Source organism: Nisaea denitrificans DSM 18348 (assembly GCF_000426505.1).
GTDB lineage: Bacteria > Pseudomonadota > Alphaproteobacteria > Thalassobaculales > Thalassobaculaceae > Nisaea > Nisaea denitrificans.
This window is the reverse complement of the sequence record NZ_AUFM01000020.1, coordinates 89,122-114,744: the sequence shown is the minus strand read 5'-3', so window position 1 is coordinate 114,744 and position 25,623 is coordinate 89,122. Positions and strand designations below refer to the sequence as shown.

Below are 25,623 nucleotides of genomic sequence, written 5' to 3'. Positions count from 1 at the left end.
GGTCCAAAGGCCTCTCCCGCGCGTATCGCTGGAGACTATGTTGGGAGACGATAACGATGGCCCGAGCCAGCCTGCCGATCCTGATCGCTTTTCTCATCGCATTCGGCGGCAACACCGCCCATGCCGTGTTCCCCGAGAGCGGGGACAGCGAGATCGAACGGCCGCCGATTTACTATTCCGGCATCAAGGCCATCGAGGACGGCGACTACGCCAAGGGCCTCGAGATCATGCAGTCTTTCGTCGACGAGGATCCACAGGACGCCGATGCCTGGGCGCTGATCGGTTTCAGCCTGCGCAAGACCAAACGTTATGTCGATAGCGAGCATGCCTATCAGAAGGCTCTGGAGGCCGACCCTAAGAACCTTGCGGCCAACGCTTATGCGGCGAAACTCTATCTCGAGACCGGCCGCGTCCAGGAAGCGGAGCAGAAACTCGTCGTACTGGGCGAACTCTGCGCGGGCGGGAAAGGCTGCGAGGAGCGGGAAAGACTTGCCGGAATGATCGAGGCCTACAAGAAAACTGGCAAGGTTGGAGCAGACTGGTAGACCTTCAGTCCAGCCCGAGACCTTCATCCCATCCAGCGTTCTCGCGGAAACGTTTGCGCAAAAAATCGATAAATACCCGCACCTTCAATGGCAGGTTCCGCGCATTCGGATAAAGCGCGTAGACTCCAATGGGTGATGCCGCAAAGTCGGGGAGGATCGGCTGCAGGCGCCCTGCCCGGATGCTTTCACCCGCAATGAAGGTTGGAATCTGCGCGATACCGCCGCCCTGTTCCGCCATGGTCAGGATCGCATCGCCGTTATTCGTGATCATGCGCGGCGCAATCCGAAATTGCTGCGCTCGCCCGTCGACCCTGAAATCCCATGCGAGCCCCTCATTGAGGTAGCTGTAGGCGAGATGCTCGTGCCCCGGAAGCTCGCCGGGATGTTTCGGCTCGCCCCGCTTTTTCAGATAGTCCGGCGACGCGACAGTGACCTGCCGTGCCGGGCAGAGTTTGCGGGCGACAAGCGTCGAATCTTCCAGTCGGCCGATCCGGAGAGCAACGTCGTAGCCTTCCTCGACCAGATCCACTCGCCGATCGTTTAACACCAGCTCCATCGAGAGTTCGGGATACTCGAAAAGGAAATCCGGCAGAACGCGCGAGAGATGCAGGCGCCCGAAAGACACGCCGGCGCTGATCCGGAGGCGCCCGCTCGGGTTCGATTGCAGGGACCCCGCCTCGCGCTCCGCTGCATCGACTTCCGCCACAATGCGCTGGCACCGCTCGTAAAGCAGGGTTCCGGGCTCGGTCAGGCTGAACCGGCGCGTCGTGCGGTTGAGAAGACGCGTGCCGAGATGGTCTTCCAGCGCGCTGATCTGCTTGGAGACCGAGGATTTCGAGATACCGAGTCTGCTTGCCGCCTTCGAAAAACCGCCCTCATCGACGACTTTCGCAAACACCACCAGTCCGGTCAGATTATCCAGCATCTCGCTTACTCACAGTTTCTTATGGGAAACAAATTTATTCATTTTACCCCGATTGTTCAAATCAACCAATACCCCCAGTTTCCAGATCGAAGCGACGACACAACCCCGTCGCGGGAGACACATCATGACAAAACTTCTCGTTCTTTATTATTCATCCTACGGCCATATCGAAACCATGGCCGACGCGGTTGCCAAGGGTGCCTCCAACGTCGATGGCGTCGAGGTTACCGTGAAGCGCGTTCCCGAACTGATGCCCGACGACGTTGCCAAGAATGCCGGGATCAAGCTGGACCAGGACGCACCGGTCGCGACGCCGGCCGAACTTGCCGACTATGATGCGATCATCTTCGGCACCCCGACCCGGTTCGGCAACATGGCGTCGCAGATGCGCAACTTCCTCGACCAGACTGGCGGCCTCTGGGCCAAGGGTGCGCTGGTCGGCAAGGTCGGCAGCGTCTTCACCTCCACCGGCACTGGCGGCGGTAACGAGTCGACCATTCTCACCACCATTCCGACGCTGATGCATCACGGCATGGTCATTGTCGGCCTGCCATATGCCGCCGAAGGCCTTACCAACATTTCCGAAGTGCGCGGCGGCTCCCCCTATGGCGCGGCCACGATCGCTGGTCCCGACGGCAGCCGCCAGCCGAGTGAGCTGGAACTTTCGCTCGCGGAATATCAGGGCAAGCACGTGGCAACCATCGCGGCGAAACTTGCCGGCTAACTCACACACCAGACAGGAGTGGGAACAATGATTGATGTCAGACACTTCGACTCGCTCGGCTCGGCCCAATTCGGCTGGCTGAATGCCCACCATCATTTCAGTTTCGGCCAGTATCATGACCCGAAGCGCATGGGCCTCGGCCCACTCCGGGTCTGGAACGACGACACCATCAAGCCGAAAACCGGGTTCGATCCTCATCCGCACAAGGACATGGAAATCATCACCTATGTCCGCAAAGGGGCGATCACGCACAAGGACCGGCTCGGCAACGAAGGCCGGACTGTCGCGGGCGACGTACAGGTGATGCATGCCGGTTCCGGCATCGTACATGCGGAATACAATCTGGAAGACGAAGAAACCCAGATCTTCCAGATCTGGATTCACCCGGACCGAACTGGCCACGAGCCGGGCTGGGGCACCCGGAGTTTTCCGGAGGCATCTTCAGGCAGCTTCACCGCCCTGGCCTCCGGACGGGGCACGGACAAGGCAAGCAACGCCCTGCCGATCCACCAGGACGCGGCTGTGCTCGGCGCCAAGCTGAAAGGCGGCGATGTTGTCAGCTACAGCTTCGGCGAAGGCCGTCAGGGCTATCTCGTCTCGACCGATGCCGCCATCGAGGTGAACGGTACTCCGGCACAGGCCCGCGATGGCGTCGCTGTAAGCGGAGAGAAAACCATCACGGTCAAAGCGCTCGGTGACACCGACCTGGTGATGGTCGACGTGGCCTGAAAACCACACCTCCTGGCGGAACGGCTCCCGCCTGAACACCACGAAAACACAGCGCCTTCCCGGTCTCAGCGGGGAGACGTTTTGCTATCTTCTCCTGAACCCAAAAGAGTTTCCGGACAAATGGGCGCGGCCAACCGCAGGTATCAACCAAAGATCGTTTTCATCGTCCCTCAGTCAGAATACGCAAGCAAACAACGGTTGATTTTATAGTGACACCAAATTTATGGCAGCTGTTGAAACAGCATAAACATCCTCTATAGTCGGCACCTCTATTGCCACGGTATTCACCGTAAACTAAAGACAATCTACGGTCTCGGGAGCGGATCTCCACCATGATGAATTTCAGCCTGAAACGCGCGCAAGGCGCGACCATCCTGCTGCTCGCCGTCACACTTTCCGCGTGTCAGACGACCGGAGTGAAGAACGAGTCCGGTGTCCAGACGACCTATCAGGACTCCACCAAACCCGGTCCCGCGACCGGCATCGGAATTGAAGGCCAGGACATCATTGCAATGGCCGACGCCATGATGCGCGACATGATGTTGTCGCCGCAGCTCGCGAATGCTGCCGTCCCGCCCCGCGTCATTATCGACGCAAAGCATTTCACGAATGAAAGCGCCCAGCGGATCAACAAGAACCTGATCGCGGACCGACTGCGGGTCGGCCTTTTACGGGCCGCGCGCGGACGGATGCAGTTCGTCGGCCGCGAATATGCCGACGTGGTCGCGAAGGAACGCGAACTGAAGCGCAGCGGCACTGTCGATGTGGCGACGACCGGGAGGACGCAAGCACAAGCAGGCTCAGATTACAGGCTCGTCGGCCGCATCGCCTCGCTGGATTCTCGCGACACATCTACCGGCATGCAACAACGCTTTACACAGATCACCTTCGAGATGGTCGACCTTGAAAGCGGCATTCTGATCTGGACCAACATCTACGATTTCACGAAGGCCGCCGCGGATAGCGTCACCTACCGCTGAATGAACAAGAAACCCATCCGGCGCGCGGGGGCGCGCATGGAGGGATGAATATAGCGTATGGGGGAGAGATGCGCATGAAGTGGGTAAAGACATCCGTCGCTGTTTACGTCGCCATATCGCTGGCAGCCTGCCAGACGCTTCAGGACCATGAGAAGGAGCGGGTGGTATCGGCCGAGGAACTCAAGATGGCCCTGGCAGGAAAACCGGCCGAACTGCACGGGGACTATCGCATTCTGCTTGCGCAGGGTGAGCGGAACGCGGTTCTGAACCATGCCCGGATCGGTGTTAAGGCGTTCGAGATGGGCGATATCAAGCTGGCCCGCAGGGAGCTGGCTGCTGCCGCGGACCGGATTGAAACCGTCTATGCCGACAATACGGCCGCGAAGCAGGCTCTCGGTAAATTCGTCAAGGAAAACATCAAGGACTTCAAGGGCGAACCCTACGAACGCGCGATGGTGTTCTATTATCTCGGCCTGGCCTATCTGGCGGAGGGTGACTTCGAAAACGCCCGCGCCAGCTTCAAGGCCGGCGAGTTTCAGGACACGTTGTCCACCGAGGAAGAATATCAGGCCGATTTCGCGCTGCTGAATTATCTCTCCGGCTGGGCCTCCAAATGCAATGGCGACGACGAGTTGGCGGAGGATGCCTTCTCTGTTGCACACGAACACCGCCACACCCTGGCTCCGCCGGAAGCCAGCATGTCGACTCTGGTGATTTATGAGTCGGGCCAGGCGCCGGCTAAATTCGCAGCCGGGAAATATGACGAGCAACTGAAAGTGCGGCGCGGATACCAAACGGGCATCGACGAGATTACCTACGATCCCGATGGGTTGAAACTCACGCTCAATATGGCCGCTAATGTCTACTGGCAGGCCAGCAGCCGCGGCGGACGCGAGATCGACACCATCCTCGCGGGGAAAGCCAAGTTCAAGGATGGCATGGATGCCACCGGCACTGTGCTGGCCCAAGTCGGCGCCGGCACCGCGCTTTACGGCGCCGGAGCAGGCAACAGGGATGCGGCACTTGTCGGCCTCGGTATCCTGGTGGTCGGCCTGATCGCCAAGGCTGCCGCCGAAGCGGCGCAGCCTGACGCGGATATCCGCTATATTGACGTTCTGCCGGACACAGTCACACTTGCCGCAACCGGCTCCGGGGCAGCGCCGGGCAGCTTCTCCGGGCGCGGCGCCGAAGTCGTCCAGGCCTTTCCGGGTGAGACCTGCGGCCTGATCTGGGCCCGCGACGTCAGCATCATGAAAACACTTCCGGTCCGGGCTCCGAACAGTGCCGCACCGGCAACGTGAGGGAAGATTTCCTCAAACTGGCTCAACAGCTCATGAAGAGAGCACGCGAACGATGAAGATTTTCACGATTGCCACCGCCGCCCTTGGTCTCGCCCTGTTGTCTGGCTGCGCCAATGTAAAGCCCCGTCCCCAGTGCGATTTTTACGAATATAAGCGCAATTTCGCTCTTGCCGAACAAGGCACGCAGCGCCTGGTGCCACAGGTTCCCGGATCGATCACCGAGATGCCGCTGAATTACGCGAACGTTTCCGATATCCGGATCACCAACAAGATCCTGGTCCAAGCCACTTCGGCCCAGCGCAATGCAGACGGCTCGGTTCGGGTATTCGCGCGGATAGTCAACTGCACCGATCACACACTCCAGGTCGAGGGCCGGGCGACCTTCTTCAACGCAGGCCAAATCGAGAGCGAGCCCGTCACCGCATGGACACGGCTGATCCTCAGCCCACACACCTATCAGAGCTACGCGACGCACAGCACCAATCCTGATGCGGCGCTTTATCTGATTGAGTTACGGGAGGGTTCATGATGTCTCCCCGCCTGAAAACAGTCCTGGCGGCGCTGGCCTTCACGGCAGCCGCCGGTTCTGCCCTGCCGGTTGCGGCGCAGAGCAGCAACGGCACATGGCAATTCCGCGCGAACCAGCCCGCCGTCATGAATGGCAGCACGGATCCGAGCGGTACCGTTCAATCGGCACCGGTCATTCCGGTTAAGACGGCAGCAGATTTCGAGCGTGCCTATCGCGATGCGGGCAGCCCGAAGACCGCGATTTTCTTCAACCGCACCATCAGCGACACGCCGCGCAGCTGGGTCGCCCTAAGCCGGGCGGTCATCAGCGGCAGTGAAGAGAAGACAGCCGTTAAAGGCAACGATATCGATCCGATCTTCATCGTCCGGGGCAATGGTGGATTCGGCAGCGCCGCGTCGAGTACCTCCGTCGGCACCCAGAAAAAGATCCGTCTCGAATTCAAGAAAGAGCTGAATACCGGCGGGGAAAGCGGCACCCGAGACAACCCGCTCTCCGAGCTCGACATGGAACGCGTGCGATCCTCCTTCGAAAGCGCCTTCCTGGACCACGGCGTCAATATTCTGGACCGGGCGATGATGATCCGGCTGCAGTCCCGCGCCGGCGGCAGTGACGACCTGCAGGCGCTGGAAATCGACGCTCTGAAAGGCCATGCGGATCTGGTTCTGGTCGCCTACGGAATTCATGACCCGGATTCACCCAAGCACGTCGCCTGGCGTCTGCTGGCCATGGATGTCGATGACAGCCGGATCGTCTATTCCGGACTGGTGCGCGGTGACGACCTCAGGATCGCCGCCTCTGAAACCTGGACGGCAACCTCCGGCGGCTTCGAAAAAGCAACGGACAAAGAAGCCAATCCGGAAGAGATAGGCGCGTTACTGTCCACGGCCGTGATGAACAAACTCGGCCCGCGACTCTGAGAAGCTGACGGTGAACGCTGCGGCGCTAGGTCCCGTGATACTTCCGGTACCAGTCGACGAAGGCGGGGATGCCTTCCTCGACTGGCGTGCTTGGCGCGTAGCCGAAATCTTCTGATGCCGGATCGATGTTGGCGTAGGTGGCGTAGACGTCGCCCGCCTGCATCGGCTGCATGTCCATGATCGCCTCGACACCGCAGGCTTTCTCGATCACCCGGATATAATCCAGCAGCTTCACCGGCTTGTTGTTGCCGATATTGTAGACCTTGTGCGGGCAGGCCTCGCCTTCGCCCGATGGCGGGGTATCGAGCGCGCCGACGACACCGGCGGCGATGTCCGCGATATAGGTGAAGTCGCGCATCATGTCGCCATTGTTGAAAACCTTGATCGGCCGGCCTTCGAGGATGGCGCTGGCGAACAGCCAGGGAGACATGTCCGGCCGGCCCCAGGGTCCGTAGACCGTGAAGAAGCGCAGGCCGATGGACGGCACCCGGTAGAGATGGGCGTAGGAATAGCTTAGCAGCTCGTTCGCCTTCTTGGTCGCGCCATAGAAGGAGACCGGGCTGTCGGTCTTCTGATCGGTGCTGAACGGCATTTCCTTGTTGGCGCCATAGACCGAGGAGGAGGAGGCATAGACGAAATTCTTGCAGCCGCCCGGCCGGTCCATCAGGCCGCGGACGAACTCCAGCATGTTGGCATGGCCGACAAGGTTGCTGCGGACATAATCGCCCGGATGGTCGATGGAGTAGCGCACACCGGCTTGCGCTGCCAGATGCACCACCCGGTCAATATCGGGATAGCGCGCCGTCAGCCCCATCACAGCGTCCGCGTCCGCGATCTCCAGCTCCTCGAAGGTAAAGCCGTTGCGGCCTTCCAGATTTTTCAGCCGGGCATGTTTCAAAGCCGGGTCGTAGTAGCTGTTGAGATTATCGATCCCGACAACACGCTCGCCGCGTGCCAGCAACAGCTCCGCTACATGCATGCCGATAAACCCTGCAGCGCCAGTCAGCAGTATCGTCATAAGCCTCTTCCGGATCGGTGGAGCACTGTCATTTCCGGGATCCCTTATGCCGGAAGGAATCCGGGGCGCCAAGCTCCCGAAACAGGAATTTCATATTCGACGGTTCGTGATCGAAGCATGCTTTTCATTTCGCGCGCACTTGGATTAACGAAAAACTGCGTCGTTCTGTCGCGTCACATTGTCGATTTCTTGCGTTTTTGTGCCGCACCTTCTGCACCGATTGCCGCGCCCCCGGTAGAGGCATACCTTAATTGCAAATGAAACAAGTGGAGTGCCGTGACAATCGGCACCCAGAAATGCCGGGGAGATATCATGACGGCACTCAAGTCCGTCTCGCTCGACGACAAATACGCCCTCGACCGGGGGCGGGTTTACATGACCGGCATCCAGGCGCTTGTGCGCGTGCCCATGGCACAGCGACAGCGCGATGCCGCGCGAGATCTCAACACAGCCTGCTTCATCTCAGGATACCGCGGCTCGCCGCTCGGCACCTATGACATGCAGCTCTGGCGCGCCCGCGCGTTCATGCAGAAGAACAATATCGAGTTCCAGCCGGGCCTGAACGAAGACCTCGCTGCCACCGCCGTCTGGGGCAGCCAGCAGACCGGCCTCTATCCCGGCGCCAAATATGATGGCGTGTTTTCCATCTGGTACGGCAAGGGCCCCGGCGTCGACCGCTCCGGCGATGCCTTCAAGCACGCGAACTTCGCTGGCTCCGCGCAGCATGGCGGCGTCCTGGCGGTGGCCGGCGACGACCATGTGGCCAAATCCTCCACCATCCCGCACCAGAGCGAATATGCCTTCATGGATGCCTGCATTCCGATGCTGCATCCGGCCGGCGTGCAGGATGTGCTGGATTATGGGCTTTACGGTTTTGCCATGTCCCGGTTCAGCGGTTGCTGGGTCGGGCTGAAGGCGACGGCGGAGAATATGGACAGCTCCGCCTCCATCGATATCGACCCGCTACAGCTCGAAATCGTTACCCCCGATGATTTCGCCATGCCGGCAGGCGGGCTGAATATCCGCTGGCCGGACCCCTGGCTGGAGCAGGAGGAACGGCTGCACAGCCACAAACTGCCCGCCATACTCGCCTTTGCCCGTGCCAACAGGCTCGACAAGGTGATGCTGGACAGCCCTAAGCCCAGGATCGGTATCATCACCGTCGGCAAGTCCTACCTCGATGTCCGACAGGCACTCGACGATCTCGGCATCTCCGATCAGGAAGCAGCCGATCTCGGCCTGCGCATCTACAAGGTCGCCATGCCCTGGCCGCTGGAGCCGCAGGGACTGAAGGAATTCGCCGCCGGGCTCGAGGAAGTTCTGGTGATCGAGGAGAAGCGCCCGCTGATCGAGGATCAGGTAAAGCAGATCCTGTTCGACCTCGCCGACCGACCGCGCGTCATCGGCAAGAAGGACGAGACCGGTGCCGTCATCATGCCGACCAATGGTGAGCTGTCCGCCAGCAGCATCGCCCGGCTGCTTGCCCGGCGCGTTCTGAAGCTGCGGGACCATAGCCGCCTGCGCGACCGGCTGGCTTTTCTTGAAGATCACGCCAAGACCGCGCTGAAGCCGGTGACGGACTTCCAGCGCATCCCCTATTTCTGTTCCGGCTGCCCGCACAACACCTCGACGAAAGTCCCGGACGGCAGCATCTCCTTCGCCGGCATCGGCTGCCACTTCCTGGCAAGCTGGATGCCCCATCGGGAGACCAAGACATTCACCCAGATGGGCGCCGAGGGCTCGCCGTGGATCGGCATGGCGCCGTTCACCGAGCACAAGCACATGTTCGTCAATCTGGGCGATGGCACCTACACCCATTCCGGCCTGCTGGCGATCCGCGCCGCCGTCGCCGCGAACGTGAACATCACCTACAAGATCCTCTATAACGACGCCGTCGCCATGACCGGCGGCCAACCGGCGGAAGGCGCCTTTTCGGTGCTGGAGATCGCCAATCAGGTTGCGGCCGAACGGGTCGCGGCCCTGCGCATCATCACCGACGAGCCGGATAAGTATCCGCTCGGCACCCACTGGCCGGATTTCGCCACCCTGCACCACCGGGACGAGCTGGACAGTGTACAGAAGGAACTGCGCGAGACCGAAGGCGTCACCATCATTCTGTACGACCAGACCTGCGCCACCGAGAAGCGCCGCCGGCGCAAGCGCGGCCTGCTGCCGGAGCCGGAAAAGCGGCTGTTCATCAACCAGCAAGTCTGCGAAGGCTGCGGCGATTGCGGCGTGCAGTCCAACTGCGTCTCGCTGACCCCGGTGGAAACCGAATTCGGCCGCAAGCGGGCCATCGACCAAAGCTCCTGCAACAAGGATTATTCCTGCGCCAAGGGTTTCTGCCCGAGCTTCGTGAATGTGGTCGGCGGCGGCATCCGGAAGAAAACCGGCGCGCAGCCAGAGACTGCGGCCCGCGCTGATATCTTTCCGGTTCTGCCGGAGCCTACGCTCCCGGCGCTGGATCATCCCTACAACATCGTCGTCACCGGTATCGGCGGCACCGGCGTCGTCACCATCGGCGCCCTGCTCGGCATGGCCGCGCATCTGGAAGACAAGGGCGTCACCGTCCTCGACCAGATCGGCCTGGCCCAGAAGAACGGCTCCGTCGTCACCCATGTCCGACTGGCGAAGAAACCCGAAGACCTGCATGCGGTCCGGATCGCCGCCGGATCGGCCAACCTGCTGCTGGCCTGCGACATGATCACGGCGGTCGGCTTGGACAGTCTGTCCAAGCTCAGCCTTGGCGACACCACCGCCATCGTGAATATCCAGCAGACCATGAACGGCGCCTTCACTCAGAACCCGGATCTGCAATTCCCGGCCGAAGCGGTGAAAGCGGCGCTCAAAAGCTCCTGTGGCGAAAACTCGACCCACTTCCTCGATGCCAACCGGATCGCCACCGCCCTGCTGGGTGACAGTATCGCTTCCAACCTCTTCATGCTCGGCTATGCCTACCAGCTCGGCCAGGTGCCGCTGACGGGCGAGGCCATCCTCAAGGCGGTCGAGCTGAACGGGGTCGCGGTCGAGTTCAACAAGAAGGCGTTCCTCTGGGGCCGCAGGGCCGCGCATGATCTTGCCACGGTCGAAAAGGCCGCCGCCCCCGTGGTGGAACCTCCGAAGCATCTCGGTCTGTCCGCCACTCTCGACGAGACCATCGAGCGGCGCATCACGGAACTCACCGCCTACCAGAATGCCGGCTATGCCGCGCGCTATGCCGGGCTGGTCGAAACGGTCCGGGCGGCCGAGGAACGGGCAATGCCCGGCTCCGAAAAACTGTCGGAAGCCGTAGCCCGCTATGCCTTCAAGCTGATGGCCTATAAGGACGAATACGAGGTCGCCCGGCTTTATACCGAACCGGCCTTCTGGCAACAGCTTGACGAGCAGTTCGAGGGAAAATTCAAGCTTGAAGTAAATCTGGCGCCACCTCTCCTCGCCCAACGCGATCCGGAGACCGGGGAGCTGAAAAAGCGCGCCTATGGGCCGTGGATCTTCACCGCCTTTGGTCTTCTGGCGAAACTGAAAGGCCTGCGCGGGACTGCCTTCGATCCGTTCGGCCGAACAGAGGAGCGGCGCACGGAACGCCGGCTGATCGAGGAGTATTTCACGGACATGGAAGAGGTCGCCCGCGGCCTTTCCAGCGAGAACCATGCCGCCGCCGTCACCCTCGCAACCGTCCCGGAACATATCCGTGGCTATGGCCATGTGAAGGAACGGCATCTGAAGAATGCGGCCACGCGCCGTGAAGAAGCCCTCGAGGCTTTCCGGAATCCCGCGGCAACCCGTAACGCTGCGGAATAAAGCACTTGGCCGGTCCCGTTCATGACGGGGCCGGCCTTGCATCTCATGGCCCTCGCCCCATGTCATCCTGATGGCGCACGTCAGGATTGTCTTCAAACGCATCACTTTATTCGGTCTGGTACTGGTCGGCTTTCTCGGCTTACCGCTGGCTGCCAGCGCGGTCGGGAAATGGGCGGAAGGTCCAACGCACTGGAGTCAGGCGCGGCGGGATTCAGCCGAGATTGCGCCGTCACCCGAAACGACACCGGAAGCCGTGGTTCATGTCTATGCCGCCCGCGCCTGGAGCTGGCGCGGCATCTTCGGTGTGCATACCTGGATCGCCGTCAAGCAGCCCGATGCCGCGCACTACACCCGTTTCGAGGTAATGGGCTGGCAACTGCGGCATTCCAATACCGCCGTCCGGGCCACCAACGGTAACCCGGACGGCTACTGGTTCGGCTCAAAACCCGATCTGCTGCGGGAAATCCGTGGTGCGGAAGCCGAAACCCTGATTCCCCGCATCTTCGCCGCCGCGAATTCCTATCCGCATGCCGCCAGCTACCGGATCTGGCCCGGCCCGAACAGCAACACCTTCACGGCCCATATTGCCCGCGCAGTACCCGAACTCAGCCTCGACCTGCCACCAACCGCGATCGGCAAGGATTTCATCCCCGAAGGCGGTGTCTTCGCCAAAGCACCGAGCGGCACAGGCTTCCAGATTTCCCTCTTCGGTCTGGCCGGTGTGATGCTGGCGCTGGAGGAAGGTGTAGAGGTGAATGTCCTCGGGCTAACGATTGGCGTCGACCTGAAGAACCCGGCTCTGAAACTGCCCGGAATCGGCCGGGTTGGGATGCAGGACTAAGAAACGGGCTCGATATCACTGCGGCCCGATGCTCCCAGCTCCTTCGACCAGCGCAGCATGGTCTCGACATCCGAGAGGCCTTCGTCCTCGCCACCCTGGAACAGCTGGTTGCCGCGCAGGAAATGACTCTGGGCCGCTTCACGGGCCTCGCTGGGCGACATGCCGAAATGCTCCCGAAAGCGGTGGGAGAAATAACTGGGGGTGCCGAAACCGAACTCGAGCGCAATATCGAAAACACCGCGACCCATGTTGGCCGGCGCGGCCAATGCCCTGAAAACCCCCATCAATCGCCGCCGCTGGATGTAATCCCGCACGCCTCCATGCGGTGCAAGAATCCTGTAAAGCGTTGCCCTGGACATCCGGAAGTGGGCGCAAATCGACTCAATGCCGAGCGCTGGATCACCCAAATTGCGATCGATATATCTCTGAACCGAGGCGAGCACGCCGGACTGCGCCTCTATGGAAGTGGGGTCGCCAGCCATGATCAGGGCACGCAGCAGACCGATCAGGCTCTCGCTGAGAACCGGCGCATCCCTGACTGTCGTAGTTGGCAGGGTGTCGCGAAGGAGATGAAAGAAGCCGGCGAGCAGTTTTCCCGATGTCGAACCAGTATCGAACATCAGCCCACGGGCATCCGCCAATGCCGGGAGATCTTCGCTCACCCGGTTACGGGGCAGGATCACACTCAAGACCTCGGCATCGGAACATTGGGCATCGATCTCATACCCCATATTGAGGGCATAAATTCCGCGGCTCTCCATGACAAAGTCAGAGCCGCCATTCTCGCATTGGTTCCGGCCGCTGACGAGAAACTGCAGGGCCACATGATCGGAATCGTCATTCCGGCGGAGCCATGAGCTGTCCCGGATGAATTTCTGCCCCGAGAACTTCACGTTCACGGACAGGAACCCCTCCGCATTGAACATTTGCAGTTCAGGCAGTTGCGGCGGGTTGCGGGGGTCCTCAAGGGGGATTGTATCGAAATAAGGCGAAACCGCCCGGCGCCAATGCCAGTAAAGCTCCTCCGGCGGGGCCATACCGGGCAACAGAGACAATGACGGAATTCGCGGTTCTGTCTCCAACCCCATCTCACCTCACTCTTGAAGATGCTCTCACGCAGAAAAGGCTTTCAAACAATCAATACAACGCGATGAGACATACGCACAAAGATTTTGAGACAGCCAGCAAAGCAGCCTGACCCTGCCCTCGATATCATCTTGGTTGAAGGCTACGGCCTTATTCTAGCGCCAACAGACCTGTGAGTGCAGAAGCAGAAACAGGTCAGAGCAAAGAACAGCAACTCGGATCGAGTCTTGGCGGCACATCACGCACCGTACAAGACCGATCCCCTCTTCCTGGCAGAAGGCCGCGGAACGGACATATGGGCGACACGAGCTTCAGAAATTCGCCGGCAGGCGCAGCACGATTGCGTGCGTTCGAACACCTTGAACCGTGTCTCCACCAACGACGCATTTTGCTACCGGCGGCCTCAGAGTTCCCCAGCAAACCATCCGGCCCCGCACCGTCACGAAAAGTGAGGCAAAGCACGTCATGACACGCCACGAAACCGTTCTGTTCGTCGATTCCTCCGTCCGGTATGCCCACCTTCTGGTAGAGGGTCTTGATCCGGATGCCAGGGTGCATCGGCTGGCGTCATGGGCCGACCCGCTTTCCGAAATCGCCTCCATCGTCGCCCGCGCCGCGCCGGTAGGGCAGATTGCCATTCTGACCCATGGCGGCCCCGGGACTTTCACACTTTCGGGACAGCGCATCGATCGGGAAACGCTCGAACTCAAAGCCGACGCGCTCGCCAGTATCCGCGCCGCACTGGCGCCCGGCGCGGACGTGCTGCTCATGGCCTGCTCGACCGGGTCAAACCAGGCGGGTCGGAAGTTCATCTCCGGGCTGGAGGCCCATCTCGGTGTCCCGGTCCACGCCTCGGAAACCGATCTCGGCGCAGACGCCGGATGGAGCGGTTTGGCCGCGGCGGCGACCGTCTTCGCTCCCTCCGCCCTTGCCTCGTATCCGGAAAGCTTGGGCCCGGTGCCCATAACCGGAACGGCTGGAAATGACTTTCTCACCGGCCACACCGCCGACGATACGATCAGCGGACTGGCTGGAAACGATTCTATCTACTCTTCCGACGGCAACGACACGGTCTATGGCGGCCTCGGCGACGATCTTCTCGTCGTTGGAGGAGGAAACGATCTTGTGTATGGCGAGGATGGCAACGACAGCATAAATGGCGGCACGGAATCCGATACCCTGCTGGGCGGCGACGGCAACGATACGATATCCGGACATCTCGGCAATGACAGCCTGGTCGGCGGTGCCGGTGCCGATCTCCTCTTCGGCGACGCCGGCAGCGACACCCTGATCGGCGACGCCGGCGTCGACACCCTGCGCGGCGGCGCGGACAACGACCTGCTCAGCGGCGGCGACGGCAACGATATCTTCTACGGCACGGCTTCGGAATTCAACGGGGACACGATCTCCGGCCTCGCTTCCGGGGACCAGATCCTGGTCAACGGCCAGGACCTTTCCAGCCTGAACGGGAGTGTTGTCGGCAGCACCCTCTCGGTTGGCAGTGGCAGCGAGACAATCAACCTCGCTGGAACGAGTGCCTCGCTCAAGTTTAACGCAGCCTACGACGGCAGCACCACGACCCTGACCGCCGTGTCCTACACCCCGCCATCATCCGGCGGCAGCGGTGGCTCGTCGGGCAGTTCCTCTGGCAGCGGTCTGACGGTGACAAACCAGACCTCGGAAGATACCGCCGGTACGGCCACCGGCCGCACGCTTGTGAACAATACCGGCGGCACCGCCTCCGGCGCGCTTGTGCAGAATACCGGCAGCGGCAACACCGTCACCGCGACCCTGCCCTCCGGCCTTTCGCTAACCAATTCCGGCACCTCGACGGCGGTCACCTCGACCGCGGCGACGACCTCTCTCACGCAACAGATCCAGACCACCGAGCCGGTTGTGGGGGCGCAAAGCTTCCTCTCCGGCCACGGCCAGAGTTTCATCAATGGCTCCGGCAGCATGGCGCTGGATGTCCGCACCATCGGCTTCTCCAGTTCCGGCTCGACCGCCCAGACAGTCCAGATCACCGGCAGCACGTCCACCTCCGGCTCCGAGGCTTTCGTCATTGACACGTCCGGCCTGCCCACCGGCTCGACCGTACAGCTCGACAATATCGAGTTCGCCGCCATCGTCGGCAGCGCCACCGTGAACGGGGGCGGCGGCCAGAACTACGTTGTCGGCGACGATGCGGCACAGTTCATCTCGCTCGGTGCCGAAGACGACACCCTTGCTGGTGGCGGCGGCGACGACACCGTCGGCTCAGCTTGGGGCGAGGATATCGTCTATGGCAACCAGGGTACCGATTATGTCTTCGGCGGCGGAGGCATGGACACACTCTACGGAGGCAGGGACGGCGACACGGTGTTTGGTGGCAACGACAACGACGTCGTCTACGGTAACAAGGGCAACGACACCCTCTCCGGCGGAGAGAACGACGACCTCCTCTATGGCGGCCAGGGCAACGATATCGTCTATGGCAATAGCGGCAATGACAGCCTCAGCGGCAATCTCGGCAATGATACGCTCTACGGCGGCCAGGGCGCCGATTACCTGGCCGGAGACAGCGGCGCGGACCTGCTCGTCGGCAATGCCGGAGACGACACGCTGGTCGGTGGCGATGGGGCCGACACCTTCCTGTTCACGGCCGGCGGCGGCAGCGACCAAATCAATGATTTCCAAACCGGCATCGACAGTCTGCAGTTCGACAGCGGGCTGACCTACACGGCAGCGGAAAGCGCCGGCAACACCGTGCTCACCCTCTCCGACGGCGGCACCGTCACGCTGATCGACGTCAGCCAGTCGGCGCTTGGGCTGAATGCGTCGTCCGGATGGGATCTTATGTAACCGGCAGCGGGCCGGAGCCGGGTACGTCTCCCCTCCACCGCACCATATCCGTCATCCCGTTGAAAAACGGGACCCAGAGGTCATAGGACATAGCCCTTCATCCATGGATCCCGACCTGCGTCGGGATGACGGAGAGAGGGAGGGAGCCGATTGCCCCTCCCCCCTATCCCGTGATCGCCTTCGTCTCCAGGAAATCCTCCAGCCCAAGCGGGCCGTTCTCGCGGCCGATGCCGGATTGTTTGAAGCCGCCGAAGGGCACGTCGGTATCTGCGAAATTGCCGTTGATATAGATGTTCCCCGCCCGAAGCCGTCGCGCGACGCGCTGGGCTTTTTCAGGGTCTGCGGTCTGGATATAGGCGGCGAGGCCGTAAGGCGTGTCATTGCCGATCCGCACCGCCTCGTCCTCGCCGTCGAACGGGATCATCACCAGCACCGGGCCGAAGATCTCGTTTCGGGCGATATGCATGTCGTTCGTGACATCGGCAAACAGGGTCGGCTTGACGAAATACCCGGTCTCGAAGCCTTCCGGTTTGCCGAGACCGCCGGTCACGACGCGGGCGCCTTCCTCGATGCCCTTGCGGATATGGCCCTGCACCCGCTCGAACTGGAGGGCGTTCACCAGCGGGCCGATATGCGCGCCCGGTTGTTGCGGATCCCCGACATTGACTGCGGCGGCGAAGCGCTCCGCGAGGGAGACGGCTTCCTCATAGACCGCGCTTTCGACCAGCAGGCGGGTCGGCGCATCGCAGGACTGGCCGCTGTTGGAGAAGCAGTTCTCGACACTGAATTGCAGTGCTGCCGGCAGGTCCGCGTCGGCGAAAAGGATGTTCGGCGACTTGCCGCCCAGCTCCAGCGCCACCCGGCGGATGCCGTTCGCGGCGGCCGTCATGACAAGCTGGCCTGCACGGGTGGAGCCGGTGAAAGACAGCAGGTCGATCTCGGGATGGGCGGAGAGCGCCGCGCCGGTGCCGGGGCCATCGCCATGCACCATGTTGAAAACGCCGGGCGGGCACCCGACCTCGGCCAGCACCTCGGCGACGATACCGGCCGAAAGCGGGGCGTACTCGCTCGGCTTCAGAACCATGGTGCATCCGGCGGCAAGCGCGGAGGCGACCTTGGCCATGACCTGATTGACCGGCCAGTTCCAGGGCGTGATCAGCCCGGCGACACCCGCCGCCTCGTCCCTGAGCGTGCTGCCGCCGCGCAGGCTCGGCCGCTCGAACTGATGCGCCTCAAGCGCTTCGATCGCCGCCGCCAGCAGAGCATCACCACAGGGCGCCTGGCTGTCCCGGGAGAAATCGCGCGGCGCGCCCATTTCGAGCGTCATCGCCTCGGCGATCTCGTCCCGGCGGCGGAGATAGATCTCCAGCGCCCGGCGCAGCATGTCCGCACGCTCGGAAACCGCCGTCTCACTCCACAACTCGAACGCGTCGCGGGCGGCCCGTACCGCCCGGTCCACATCCACATCGGAAGCCAGCGAGATCACCGCGACCGGCTGCTCCGTCGCCGGGTTCAGCACCTCGAAATCGCGGGCCTCGGACGGGGCAACCCACGTACCGTCGATATAGAATGCGCGCCTGTCCAGCATGGTCTTGCTCCCGGTTATGAACGACCTTGTGGGATAATTTCATAGCCCGGCTCTTCCGGCTCGTCATCTTCCATCTCCGTTGGAAAGCCGGGGGCTGTGATGTCGAGACCGGTTACCTCTTCCAGACGCTTGATGATGTTCGGCGACAACTCACGCGGCCCGAAACGATCGATACCATCGGCGAAGATCTTGTTGATCAACGGCGAGATCTCGAGCGGCACGCCGTTCGTTTCGGCAATTTCCTGAAACAACCCGATATCCTTCAGCACCAGATCCATGGTGAAGCTGATATCGCGTGAGCCGTTGAGGATGACCTGGCTTTCCGTCTCGTGGACGAAGGAATTGCCCGACGAAATTTTGATCGCCTCGAACGTGGTGTTGAGATCCATGCCGGCCGCCTTGGAGGTCACCAGAGCTTCGCACACGGAGATGAGATTGACGGTCGCAAGGTAGTTGGTCATCACCTTCAGCACCGAGGCGGTACCGAGGTCGCCCGTGTGCAGGATGCGGCGGCCCATCATGGTCAGCACCGGCAGGATCTTCTCGAAGGTCGGGCGGGAGCAGCCGGCAAGGATCGCGATATTGCCGGTCGCCGCACGGTGGCAGCCGCCGGACACAGGACAATCCACGGCTTCCCCGCCCTTCGCCGTGACAAGGGCACCGAGCCGTTTCACTTCTTCGGCGTGGGTGGTCGACATCTCGGCCCAGATTGTGCCGGGCGTCAGGCCTTCGAGAATACCGTCCTCGCCTTCCATCACGGCGGCCGAAATCGCCGGGCTCGGCAAGCAGGTGATGATCACATCGCAGGCCTCGGCCACGGCTTTCGGGCTCGCGCCGAACTCCGCGCCCTTGTCGAGGAAGGGCTGCACATGCGCCGGATCAAGATCGCGCACCACCAGATCCGCGCCGTTGCGGAGCAGACTGCCCGCCAGTTTCGCCCCTACATTGCCGAGCCCGATAAACCCTATTTTCATTGCCATTCCCCGCTGTCTGGCGCTTCGAAACCGGGAGCTTGGCGAGGCGGGAGGCAAAAAGAAATCGATAAATAATTATCAGTAGATCAAGCTGTGCTTATGATAGCCGGGGCCGGGAAGTTGCTGTGCGAGACAGTCACGGGGAGAGCGCCTCTGGAGAGGCCAAATTCCGTGTGATAGAGTTGGGATCTGTCGCTTTTGCCCCTTTAATTCGTTTGGATCCTCGGCTGTGCCCTTCATTCAGAAACGCTCCCTGATAGTCATCCGGCCATGTCGCTAGTCGACAGAGTTCTCGGCGGGGACCCAGAAGCCGTTCGGGAGGCTGAAATCAGCCTTCAGGATGCCGCAGTAGTGGAGAATGCCTTCGACCTCCGCAGAGTTCTGATAAAGCATTATATGGCCTGGAAGGGCGTTCGCCGGGACGCTGGCACCAGCCATCTGGAGCGTGACTCCGAGGCAGCGCTCCGACATATGAGGGCGATCCACGAAGCCTCCCCGGAAGATACAGGCCTAGCCCACCGGCTATCCTCACTGTTGATTGAAAATGGCCGGATCGACGAGGCGTTGCAGCTACTCGAAAGGCTTCTGGAGACGGTGCCGAACAACTCCCTCGGCCTCAAGATGACCATCATGGAATCGCTCGCGCGGGTGCTTACCGCCCGAGGACAACTCGAACGAGCCGCCGCACTGTTCGAGCAGATCTTCTCGCTCTCACTGAAAGCATGCGGGCCATCCCTGAGCGAAAATCAGGAAGGTTTCTTCGGCTCGGCCCTCGCGCGACTGTCGCGGATCCGCATAAATACCGGCGACTATGCGGAAGCGGTCCGGGTAGTCGAGGCGTTTCCGCACACAATCAAACTACCGTTTCTCAACAACACACTGGACCGGGCCCGCGCCTTGTTGCGCGACGGGGTGCCATCGCAAAGCCCCGACGCGCGACCGGTCGACCTGAATCAATTAACGATCGCCTGCGTCAAACACGGAGAGAAATACGGGCCGGACTATGTCAATCGTCTATACGCGATGGTACGCCGCCATCTGCCGGGAAACTGGCGGTTCGTGTGCCTGACCGACGACCCGCAGGGCATTCGCCCCGAGGTCGGCATTATCGACATATCGAATATCGAAACTCGGGGTTGGTGGACGAAACTGGCCCTGTTCGATCCGCAAACACCGTTCGCAGACCAGACGATCTTCTATCTCGACCTAGACACGGTAATCGTCGGAGACCTAGGATTTATTGAGGGCCTGAAAGTGGGTTTCTACGTCCTTGAGCACTCCTTCATACCGGGCTACAATTCCTCCGTCATGCTGTTCGACAGGGCATTTGCCGCGCCAGTTCATCACCGTTTCGAAAGCAGCAACATCGACCGGCTGGTCGGTGACCAGGACTGGATCGAGGAATGCATGCCCGGGATCGATACCTTCCCGCGCGCGCCCATCCGACTTTATAAATCACTCGAACCGGATATCTCTGCGACAGATCTGGCCCGGACCGACGCGAAAATCGTGACATTTCCATCGGTGCCAAAACCTCACGAGATCCCGCATGGCTGGGTGGCGGAACACTGGCGCTAGGCTCGCGCGAAATTCGTCCTTCACAGTGCGGCGGACTTTCCAGGGAACGTCGCTTGAGGCAGTAAATTGTGCATTATAGCGACAGCGTTTTTCGTTACTTCGGCTATCCTTTAACTCAGATACGCTGCTAGGTATTTGTCCGAATATGTCGCTAATCGAAAGAATTCACGCTGGGGACCCGGAAGCCGTTCGGGAGGCGGAACTCTGCCTTCAGGACGCTGCGGCAGCAGAAGGCACCTACGATCTCCGCAGGGCCTTGATAAAACATTATATTGCGTGGAAAGGTGCTCGCCGTGACGCTGGCGTCAATCATCTGGAGCGCGACACCGAAGCAGCGCTCCGGCATTCGAGAGCCCTCTGCGAAGCCCATCCGGACGTTACCGGCCTGGCCTACCAACTATCCTCCTTGCTGGTCGATACCGGCCGGCATGACGAGGCATCGCGGCTGCTTGAAAAACTGCTGAAAACAATGACGGCCGAGACCCTCGGACTCGAATTGAGGATCCTGGATTCGCTTGCCAGAATTCTGTACATGCGAGGAGAGTTCGACCGAACCATCGCAATATTTCAGCAGATCTTCTCACGCGCTCTGAAATCAAACGGGCAGGCCCTGAACAAGGAACAAGAGAGTTTCTTCGGTTCTGCCCTCACGCGGGTGTCGCGGATTCGTGTCAATACCGGCGACTATGCGGAGGCGGTGCGGGTGATCGAGGCGTTCCCGTATAAAATCGACCTGCCTTTGCTCAACAACACTCTGGCACGGGCGCGAGCGTTGCTACGTGACGGGCCACCATCGCAAAGCGCCGACGCACGGCCGGTAGACCTCGATCACCTGACCGTTGCCTGCGTCAAGCACGGGACGAAATACGGAGCGGATTATGTCAATCGCCTGTACGCGATGGTCCGGCGCCATCTGCCGGGGAACTGGCGGTTCGCCTGCTTGACCGACGACCCCCAGGGCATTTCCCCAGAGATCGACATTGTCGATATATCGGCACTCCAGACCCGGGGATGGTGGACCAAGCTGGCCCTGTTCGATCCGCAAACGCCATTCACAGATCAGACGATCTTCTATCTCGACCTCGATACGGTAATCGTCGGAGACCTCGGGTTCATCGAGGGTTTGAAAGTGGGTTTCTACATCCTCGAACATGCCTACACACCAGGCTACAACTCCTCCGTCATGCTGTTCGACCGGACTTTTGCCGCGCCGGTTTATGACCGTTTCAGTAGCAACGACATCGATCGGCTGGTCGGCGATCAGGACTGGATCGAGAAATGCATGCCCGGGATCGACGCCTTCCCGCGCGCGCCGATCCGGCTTTATAAATCGCTCGAACCGGACATCACTTCGGCAGATTTGGCGCAGACCGGCGCGAAGATCGTGACCTTTCCGACGGAGCCGAAGCCCCATCAGGTTCCGCACGGGTGGGTAGCCGAGCACTGGCGCTAGGCTGCTGAGGAAAGCTTCCGGAGCTTGGATATGCCGGTCTAAGCCTTCGGGCCGACCGACAGGGCCAGCGTGCGGCTGATCGCGGCCTGGGACTGGCCACTCTCGTCGCCCCAGCGGTTAAAAGCGGCCTGGATTTTGGCCAGCGCAGATTTGGACGTGGCCAGCCCGTCGATCACGCCCGCCGCCTTCAGCGCCGTGGTGACATCCTTAGACAGAACGAACCCGTCGCGCCCGACAAAGCGGAGAAAATACTGACCGGTCAGCCCCCCAAGCCGGTTGCCGTGCTTTTTCAGATAGTCCATCAGGCCGATCTGATCGGCCGCATCCCAGTTGGCGATGAACCGGCCTGCGCTGCGGTCGAGGGCCGCCATCTGCTCCACCAGGCGCGCATTATCGCGCACCGCCAGGATTTTCGCCTTGTTACGGATGATCCCGGTATCGGCGAGCAGTGCCGACAACCGTTCCTCGCTCATCTCGCTGTTCACCGCGATGTCGAAGCCGTCGAAGGCCTCTTCAAATCCCGGCCATTTGCTCTCGATGATCTTCCAGACGAACCCTGCCTGAAAGACCCGCTTCGACATCTCGGCGAGGATGCGATCGTCCGGCAGGGATGCCGGGTCCGGTCTGTCGGCAAGATCGGCGAGACGGGCGTCGATCGCCTCTGCGCCGCCATGATGCGCTTCGGCCCGGGCGCGGATTTCCTGAAAGGACTCACTCATCGGCCTCGTCCGTGCGGTTGTAGAGTTCCGTGCTGAGATATTTGACCCCACTGTCACACATTATGGTGACAGCGCAATGGTTCGGGCCCAGATCCGCCGCAACGCGCAGCGCCACGTTCACATTTGCGCCAGTGGAGGTTCCTGCGAAGATGCCTTCCTCCCTGGCCAGTCGACGCGCCATGGCCATGGCATCGCCAGTCGAGACGGTTGCAACTTCGTCAATCGGCACCGGATCCCAGAGCGGCACGACGAAGCCCGCGCCCACACCCTCGATCCGGTGCGCTCCGGTTTTGCCACCGGAAAGAACCGCCGACTCGCTCGGCTCGATGGCGACCGTCCGGATGGAGCGGCGCTTCGACTTGAGGAATTCCGAGACACCACGCGCCGATGCCGCCGTGCCGGTCGTCTGCACGAACGCATCGACCATGCCGTCCGTCTGCTGCCAGATCTCCGCGCCCATCGCATGATAGGCGGAGAGCTGATCCGCGTTCTTCAGCTGATCGGTCCAGCAGGCGCCGGTCTTCCCCCTGATCCTGTCGGCCTCGGCGATCATGGCATGGGTCAGAGCCGCGTCCATCCGGCCCCCGGCGCTCGGCACCACCGTCAGATCCGCGCCCAGCGCCTGCATATGCCGCCGCTTCTCGATGCTGAACGCTTCGGACGAGACGATATGCAGCGGGTATCCCTTCACAGCGCAGACCATGGCGAGCGAAACGCCGGTGCTGCCGCCAGTATATTCCACCACCGGCGCACCGGGCTGCAGGCGGCCATCCCGCTCCGCCGCCTCGATCATCGCCAGCGCCATGCGATCCTTCATACTGCCGGTCGGGTTCTCGCTCTCAATTTTCAGCAACACCCGTGCGGAACCCTCGGGCACCAGTGTTTTCAGCTCGATCAGCGGCGTGTTTCCGATCCGGCTCAGAATAGAATTCTCGACGTTAATCACAACTACCTCCGGGAGCTCTGGTGGATCGGACCGTAGGCGTCTATTTTACGGTCCATAAGATCGAATTATTCGAACAATGTGGATACTATTTTGAACACTGAGTGGGACGACCTCCGTTTCTTCCTCGCGCTCCGCAGGCATGGCTCTCTGCGCAAGGCCGCAGGTGCGCTCGGGGTCAATCACGGCACCGTTCTTCAGCGCTTGAAAAAGCTGGAGGACGCGCTCGGCGCCCGCCTATTCGACCGGACACGCAAGGGACTGGTGGCGACGGAGGCTGGGCTGGAGCTGACACTCCATGCGGAAGAGATGGAAGATTCCTTCCGCAACGTCCGGGCTGCGGTTGGCGGCAAGGACGAGGCACTGGCCGGCGGCATTCGCGTCAGCCTGCCCTTTGCCCTGTTCGAGGCCGGACTTTCGGGGGTGCTTGCGGGTTTCGCTGAGCACTATCCGGGGATCAGCCTCACGCTCGATGTCGGTGATCGTTTTTCCCGCCTTGCCGATCTGGAAGCGGATATCTCCGTGCGCATGGCCTTCGCCGTCGAGGATGACGCCATCGGCCGGCGCATTCTCCAGTACGGCAAGACGGCCTATGCGACCCCGGAAACCTGCGCCCTGCTTTCAGCGGGCGATCCGGGCATCGCGTGGCTGGACTGGAAAGACGCCGAGGAAGAACGGCCCTGGACGGGCAACACCGGATATCCGGACCTGCCGCTCCGGCACAATGCCCCCGAGCACCACGCGCAAATCGGTCTGGCGGAGAGCGGGCCTTATCTGTCTCTGCTGCCCTGCTTTCTGGGCGACAGTACTCCTTCGCTGGTCAGAGTACCCGGCGCAACAGTGATACCGGATCGAAGCATCTGGCTGCTATATCGAACGGACCTCCGCCGCACGGCCCGCATCAGGGTGCTGCGGGAAGCCCTGCTTGGCCATTTCAGGGACCGGCGGAGTTTCTATTCAGGAATGCTGGGAGAGCAGGATCAGTAAGCCTTGCCACGAGCCGTTACCGGCCAGAGGCATTCGACAGCACCACCGCGCACGCCGACATACCAGTCGTGGATATTGCAGGTCGGATCGCAATGGCCCGGCACCAGCTTCAGCTTCTCGTTAATCCGCAGCACGTCTCGCGGATCGCGGATGGTGCCGTGCTCGTCGGAGCAGGCGACATATTCGACATCGTCCCGCCCGAAGATCACCGGCAAGCCTGAATCAACGCTCTGCACCTTGAGACCGGCATCGCAGACCGCCTGCCCCGGCTTGGCATTACTCATCACGCTCGTCAGCAGGAAGAACGCGTTCTTGAATTCGGAGATCGGCGCGCCACTCTCGTCCCGGACCTGCTGATAATCCGCATCCATGAAAGCGTAAGAGCCGCACTGCAATTCCGTATAGACACCGGAGCGGCCCTCGAACGGATAGGAGCCGGTGCCGGCCCCGGTCACGCTCGGACAGCCGATGCCTGCGTCGATCAGCAGGTCCCGCGTGTCGCGCGCATGTGCAATCGCCGCCTCGATCCGGGCCTTGCGCTCGGCGAAGTCGCGTACATGCTGCGCGCCGCCGTGATAGGCCTGAATGCCGCGAAATGTCAGTCCCGGCGCGGCGACGATAGCTTTCGCCAGATCGACCGAGGCCGCCCCCGGCTCGACGCCGCAACGTCCGGCTCCGCAATCGATCTCCACCAGAACCTCGATCGCGCTACCGGCACGGACCGCAGCGTCTGACAATTCGGCAACGTTATCGATATCGTCAATGCAAACGCCGATACGGACCGTCTTCGCCAATTGCGCCAATCGGCCGATCATCAACGGACTGCGCACCTGGTTGGTGATCAGGATATCGACAACGCCCCCGCGGGCGAGCGCTTCGGCCTCCGACACTTTCTGACAGCAAACACCGACGGCACCGCCTTTTTCGATCTGGTAGCGGGCAATGTCGGCCGACTTGTGCATCTTGCCGTGGACGCGCAGATCGACGCCCATATCCGCCACGAAACCACGCATGGCCGCGACATTATGCTCGAACGCGTCAAGGTCGATGACAAGGCACGGCGTCTGGATATCGCCCTCGCTCATCCCGACCGTCGCCGGTACATCGAAGCCGACTTCCAGGGTTCCGGTCTCGTCTATCATGT

21 protein-coding genes are annotated in these 25,623 nt (G+C 61.4%); 13 read left to right on the top strand and 8 right to left on the bottom strand.

Annotated elements, in window-relative coordinates:
* The first annotated feature begins 56 nt into the window (after nucleotides 1-56).
* Nucleotides 57-545, top strand: coding sequence for a tetratricopeptide repeat protein (locus K328_RS24310; protein WP_051284967.1), 489 nt, complete (start codon nucleotides 57-59; stop codon nucleotides 543-545).
* Nucleotides 546-549: 4 nt separating this feature from the next.
* Here the strand turns inward: K328_RS24310 and K328_RS0115425 are convergent, their stop codons facing one another.
* The gene (locus tag K328_RS0115425) at nucleotides 550-1,470 is read right to left on the bottom strand and encodes a LysR family transcriptional regulator (RefSeq protein WP_156901392.1); all 921 of its coding nucleotides are present in this window, start codon (nucleotides 1,468-1,470) and stop codon (nucleotides 550-552) included.
* Nucleotides 1,471-1,594: 124 nt separating this feature from the next.
* Here K328_RS0115425 and wrbA point away from each other — a divergent pair, with 124 nt between their 5' ends.
* The 6 genes from wrbA (at nucleotide 1,595) to K328_RS0115395 (ending at nucleotide 6,650) form a co-directional block, all read left to right on the top strand.
* A complete protein-coding gene (wrbA, locus tag K328_RS0115420; protein WP_028466741.1) occupies nucleotides 1,595-2,194 on the top strand; it encodes an NAD(P)H:quinone oxidoreductase in 600 nt (199 codons plus the stop codon).
* A 27-nt stretch (nucleotides 2,195-2,221) separates the two neighbouring features.
* Entirely contained in the window at nucleotides 2,222-2,923 is a 702-nt protein-coding gene (locus tag K328_RS0115415) for a pirin family protein (RefSeq protein ID WP_028466740.1), read from the top strand.
* A 332-nt stretch (nucleotides 2,924-3,255) separates the two neighbouring features.
* Nucleotides 3,256-3,903 (top strand): penicillin-binding protein activator LpoB, encoded by a 648-nt coding sequence (locus tag K328_RS0115410; protein WP_245577566.1) that lies wholly within the window; start codon nucleotides 3,256-3,258, stop codon nucleotides 3,901-3,903.
* 74 nt (nucleotides 3,904-3,977) lie between these two features.
* Nucleotides 3,978-5,204 (top strand): hypothetical protein, encoded by a 1,227-nt coding sequence (locus K328_RS24305; RefSeq protein ID WP_051284966.1) that lies wholly within the window; start codon nucleotides 3,978-3,980, stop codon nucleotides 5,202-5,204.
* Between the two features lie 52 nt (nucleotides 5,205-5,256).
* Nucleotides 5,257-5,733 carry a putative periplasmic lipoprotein gene (locus K328_RS0115400; protein WP_028466738.1) on the top strand — a complete coding sequence of 159 codons (477 nt, stop codon included), beginning with the start codon at nucleotides 5,257-5,259 and terminating at the stop codon, nucleotides 5,731-5,733.
* Nucleotides 5,730-6,650 (top strand): hypothetical protein, encoded by a 921-nt coding sequence (locus K328_RS0115395; protein WP_156901390.1) that lies wholly within the window; start codon nucleotides 5,730-5,732, stop codon nucleotides 6,648-6,650. Before K328_RS0115400 ends, K328_RS0115395 begins: the two co-directional genes overlap by 4 nt.
* Nucleotides 6,651-6,675: 25 nt before the next feature.
* Here K328_RS0115395 and K328_RS0115390 read toward each other — a convergent pair whose 3' ends face one another.
* Entirely contained in the window at nucleotides 6,676-7,668 is a 993-nt protein-coding gene (locus K328_RS0115390; RefSeq protein WP_028466736.1) for an NAD-dependent epimerase/dehydratase family protein, read from the bottom strand.
* A gap of 312 nt (nucleotides 7,669-7,980) precedes the next feature.
* Between K328_RS0115390 and K328_RS0115385 the strand changes: the two genes are divergently transcribed.
* On the top strand, nucleotides 7,981-11,469 hold the full coding sequence (locus K328_RS0115385) for an indolepyruvate ferredoxin oxidoreductase family protein (protein ID WP_028466735.1): 3,489 nt from the start codon (nucleotides 7,981-7,983) through the stop codon (nucleotides 11,467-11,469).
* A gap of 70 nt (nucleotides 11,470-11,539) precedes the next feature.
* Nucleotides 11,540-12,310 (top strand): DUF3750 domain-containing protein, encoded by a 771-nt coding sequence (locus tag K328_RS0115380; protein WP_036554568.1) that lies wholly within the window; start codon nucleotides 11,540-11,542, stop codon nucleotides 12,308-12,310.
* On the opposite strand, the gene K328_RS0115375 is transcribed toward K328_RS0115380, so the two are convergent.
* On the bottom strand, nucleotides 12,307-13,398 hold the full coding sequence (locus tag K328_RS0115375; protein ID WP_084608337.1) for a helix-turn-helix domain-containing protein: 1,092 nt from the start codon (nucleotides 13,396-13,398) through the stop codon (nucleotides 12,307-12,309). The two genes, K328_RS0115380 and K328_RS0115375, sit on opposite strands and share 4 nt — an antisense overlap.
* 463 nt (nucleotides 13,399-13,861) lie before the next feature.
* On the opposite strand from K328_RS0115375, the gene K328_RS0115370 reads away from it, so the two are divergent.
* A complete protein-coding gene (locus K328_RS0115370) occupies nucleotides 13,862-16,237 on the top strand; it encodes a DUF4347 domain-containing protein (protein WP_028466732.1) in 2,376 nt (791 codons plus the stop codon).
* A 163-nt stretch (nucleotides 16,238-16,400) separates the two neighbouring features.
* On the opposite strand, the gene K328_RS0115365 is transcribed toward K328_RS0115370, so the two are convergent.
* Nucleotides 16,401-17,825: an aldehyde dehydrogenase family protein gene (locus tag K328_RS0115365; protein ID WP_028466731.1), complete on the bottom strand. Its 1,425-nt coding sequence runs from the start codon at nucleotides 17,823-17,825 to the stop codon at nucleotides 16,401-16,403.
* Between the two features lie 14 nt (nucleotides 17,826-17,839).
* Complete coding sequence (locus tag K328_RS0115360) at nucleotides 17,840-18,799, bottom strand: NAD(P)-dependent oxidoreductase (protein WP_028466730.1); 960 nt, start codon at nucleotides 18,797-18,799, stop codon at nucleotides 17,840-17,842.
* A gap of 270 nt (nucleotides 18,800-19,069) precedes the next feature.
* Between K328_RS0115360 and K328_RS25940 the strand changes: the two genes are divergently transcribed.
* Together K328_RS25940 and K328_RS26945 are read left to right on the top strand one after the other, a co-directional pair.
* Nucleotides 19,070-20,377, top strand: a complete 1,308-nt coding sequence (locus K328_RS25940; RefSeq protein ID WP_084608336.1) for a tetratricopeptide repeat protein — start codon at nucleotides 19,070-19,072, stop codon at nucleotides 20,375-20,377.
* A gap of 145 nt (nucleotides 20,378-20,522) precedes the next feature.
* Nucleotides 20,523-21,830: a tetratricopeptide repeat protein gene (locus tag K328_RS26945; RefSeq protein ID WP_051284964.1), complete on the top strand. Its 1,308-nt coding sequence runs from the start codon at nucleotides 20,523-20,525 to the stop codon at nucleotides 21,828-21,830.
* A gap of 38 nt (nucleotides 21,831-21,868) precedes the next feature.
* Here the strand turns inward: K328_RS26945 and K328_RS0115335 are convergent, their stop codons facing one another.
* Nucleotides 21,869-22,549: a DNA-3-methyladenine glycosylase I gene (locus tag K328_RS0115335; RefSeq protein ID WP_028466727.1), complete on the bottom strand. Its 681-nt coding sequence runs from the start codon at nucleotides 22,547-22,549 to the stop codon at nucleotides 21,869-21,871.
* Nucleotides 22,542-23,495, bottom strand: coding sequence for a PLP-dependent cysteine synthase family protein (locus K328_RS0115330; RefSeq protein WP_028466726.1), 954 nt, complete (start codon nucleotides 23,493-23,495; stop codon nucleotides 22,542-22,544). The genes K328_RS0115335 and K328_RS0115330 overlap by 8 nt, the downstream gene beginning before the upstream one ends.
* 90 nt (nucleotides 23,496-23,585) lie before the next feature.
* On the opposite strand from K328_RS0115330, the gene K328_RS0115325 reads away from it, so the two are divergent.
* Entirely contained in the window at nucleotides 23,586-24,479 is an 894-nt protein-coding gene (locus K328_RS0115325) for a LysR family transcriptional regulator (protein ID WP_028466725.1), read from the top strand.
* Here the strand turns inward: K328_RS0115325 and K328_RS0115320 are convergent.
* Entirely contained in the window at nucleotides 24,473-25,621 is a 1,149-nt protein-coding gene (locus K328_RS0115320) for a DSD1 family PLP-dependent enzyme (protein ID WP_036554564.1), read from the bottom strand. The two genes, K328_RS0115325 and K328_RS0115320, sit on opposite strands and share 7 nt — an antisense overlap.
* Nucleotides 25,622-25,623: the final 2 nt, after the last annotated feature.

Bases quoted from the DNA above. Each gene is read 5' to 3' on its own strand.
- K328_RS0115335 (WP_028466727.1), bottom strand. From the start codon at position 22,549: ATGAGTGAGTCCTTTCAGGAAATCCGCGCCCGGGCCGAAGCGCATCAT.
- K328_RS0115395 (WP_156901390.1), top strand. From the start codon at position 5,730: ATGATGTCTCCCCGCCTGAAAACAGTCCTGGCGGCGCTGGCCTTCACG.
- K328_RS0115410 (WP_245577566.1), top strand. From the start codon at position 3,256: ATGATGAATTTCAGCCTGAAACGCGCGCAAGGCGCGACCATCCTGCTG.
- K328_RS0115365 (WP_028466731.1), bottom strand. From the start codon at position 17,825: ATGCTGGACAGGCGCGCATTCTATATCGACGGTACGTGGGTTGCCCCG.
- K328_RS0115370 (WP_028466732.1), top strand. From the start codon at position 13,862: ATGACACGCCACGAAACCGTTCTGTTCGTCGATTCCTCCGTCCGGTAT.
- K328_RS25940 (WP_084608336.1), top strand. From the start codon at position 19,070: ATGTCGCTAGTCGACAGAGTTCTCGGCGGGGACCCAGAAGCCGTTCGG.
- K328_RS0115415 (WP_028466740.1), top strand. From the start codon at position 2,222: ATGATTGATGTCAGACACTTCGACTCGCTCGGCTCGGCCCAATTCGGC.
- wrbA (WP_028466741.1), top strand. From the start codon at position 1,595: ATGACAAAACTTCTCGTTCTTTATTATTCATCCTACGGCCATATCGAA.
- K328_RS0115390 (WP_028466736.1), bottom strand. From the start codon at position 7,668: ATGACGATACTGCTGACTGGCGCTGCAGGGTTTATCGGCATGCATGTA.
- K328_RS0115360 (WP_028466730.1), bottom strand. From the start codon at position 18,799: ATGAAAATAGGGTTTATCGGGCTCGGCAATGTAGGGGCGAAACTGGCG.
- K328_RS0115385 (WP_028466735.1), top strand. From the start codon at position 7,981: ATGACGGCACTCAAGTCCGTCTCGCTCGACGACAAATACGCCCTCGAC.
- K328_RS0115400 (WP_028466738.1), top strand. From the start codon at position 5,257: ATGAAGATTTTCACGATTGCCACCGCCGCCCTTGGTCTCGCCCTGTTG.
- K328_RS26945 (WP_051284964.1), top strand. From the start codon at position 20,523: ATGTCGCTAATCGAAAGAATTCACGCTGGGGACCCGGAAGCCGTTCGG.
- K328_RS24305 (WP_051284966.1), top strand. From the start codon at position 3,978: ATGAAGTGGGTAAAGACATCCGTCGCTGTTTACGTCGCCATATCGCTG.
- K328_RS0115425 (WP_156901392.1), bottom strand. From the start codon at position 1,470: ATGCTGGATAATCTGACCGGACTGGTGGTGTTTGCGAAAGTCGTCGAT.
- K328_RS24310 (WP_051284967.1), top strand. From the start codon at position 57: ATGGCCCGAGCCAGCCTGCCGATCCTGATCGCTTTTCTCATCGCATTC.
- K328_RS0115320 (WP_036554564.1), bottom strand. From the start codon at position 25,621: ATGATAGACGAGACCGGAACCCTGGAAGTCGGCTTCGATGTACCGGCG.
- K328_RS0115375 (WP_084608337.1), bottom strand. From the start codon at position 13,398: ATGGGGTTGGAGACAGAACCGCGAATTCCGTCATTGTCTCTGTTGCCC.
- K328_RS0115380 (WP_036554568.1), top strand. From the start codon at position 11,540: ATGGCGCACGTCAGGATTGTCTTCAAACGCATCACTTTATTCGGTCTG.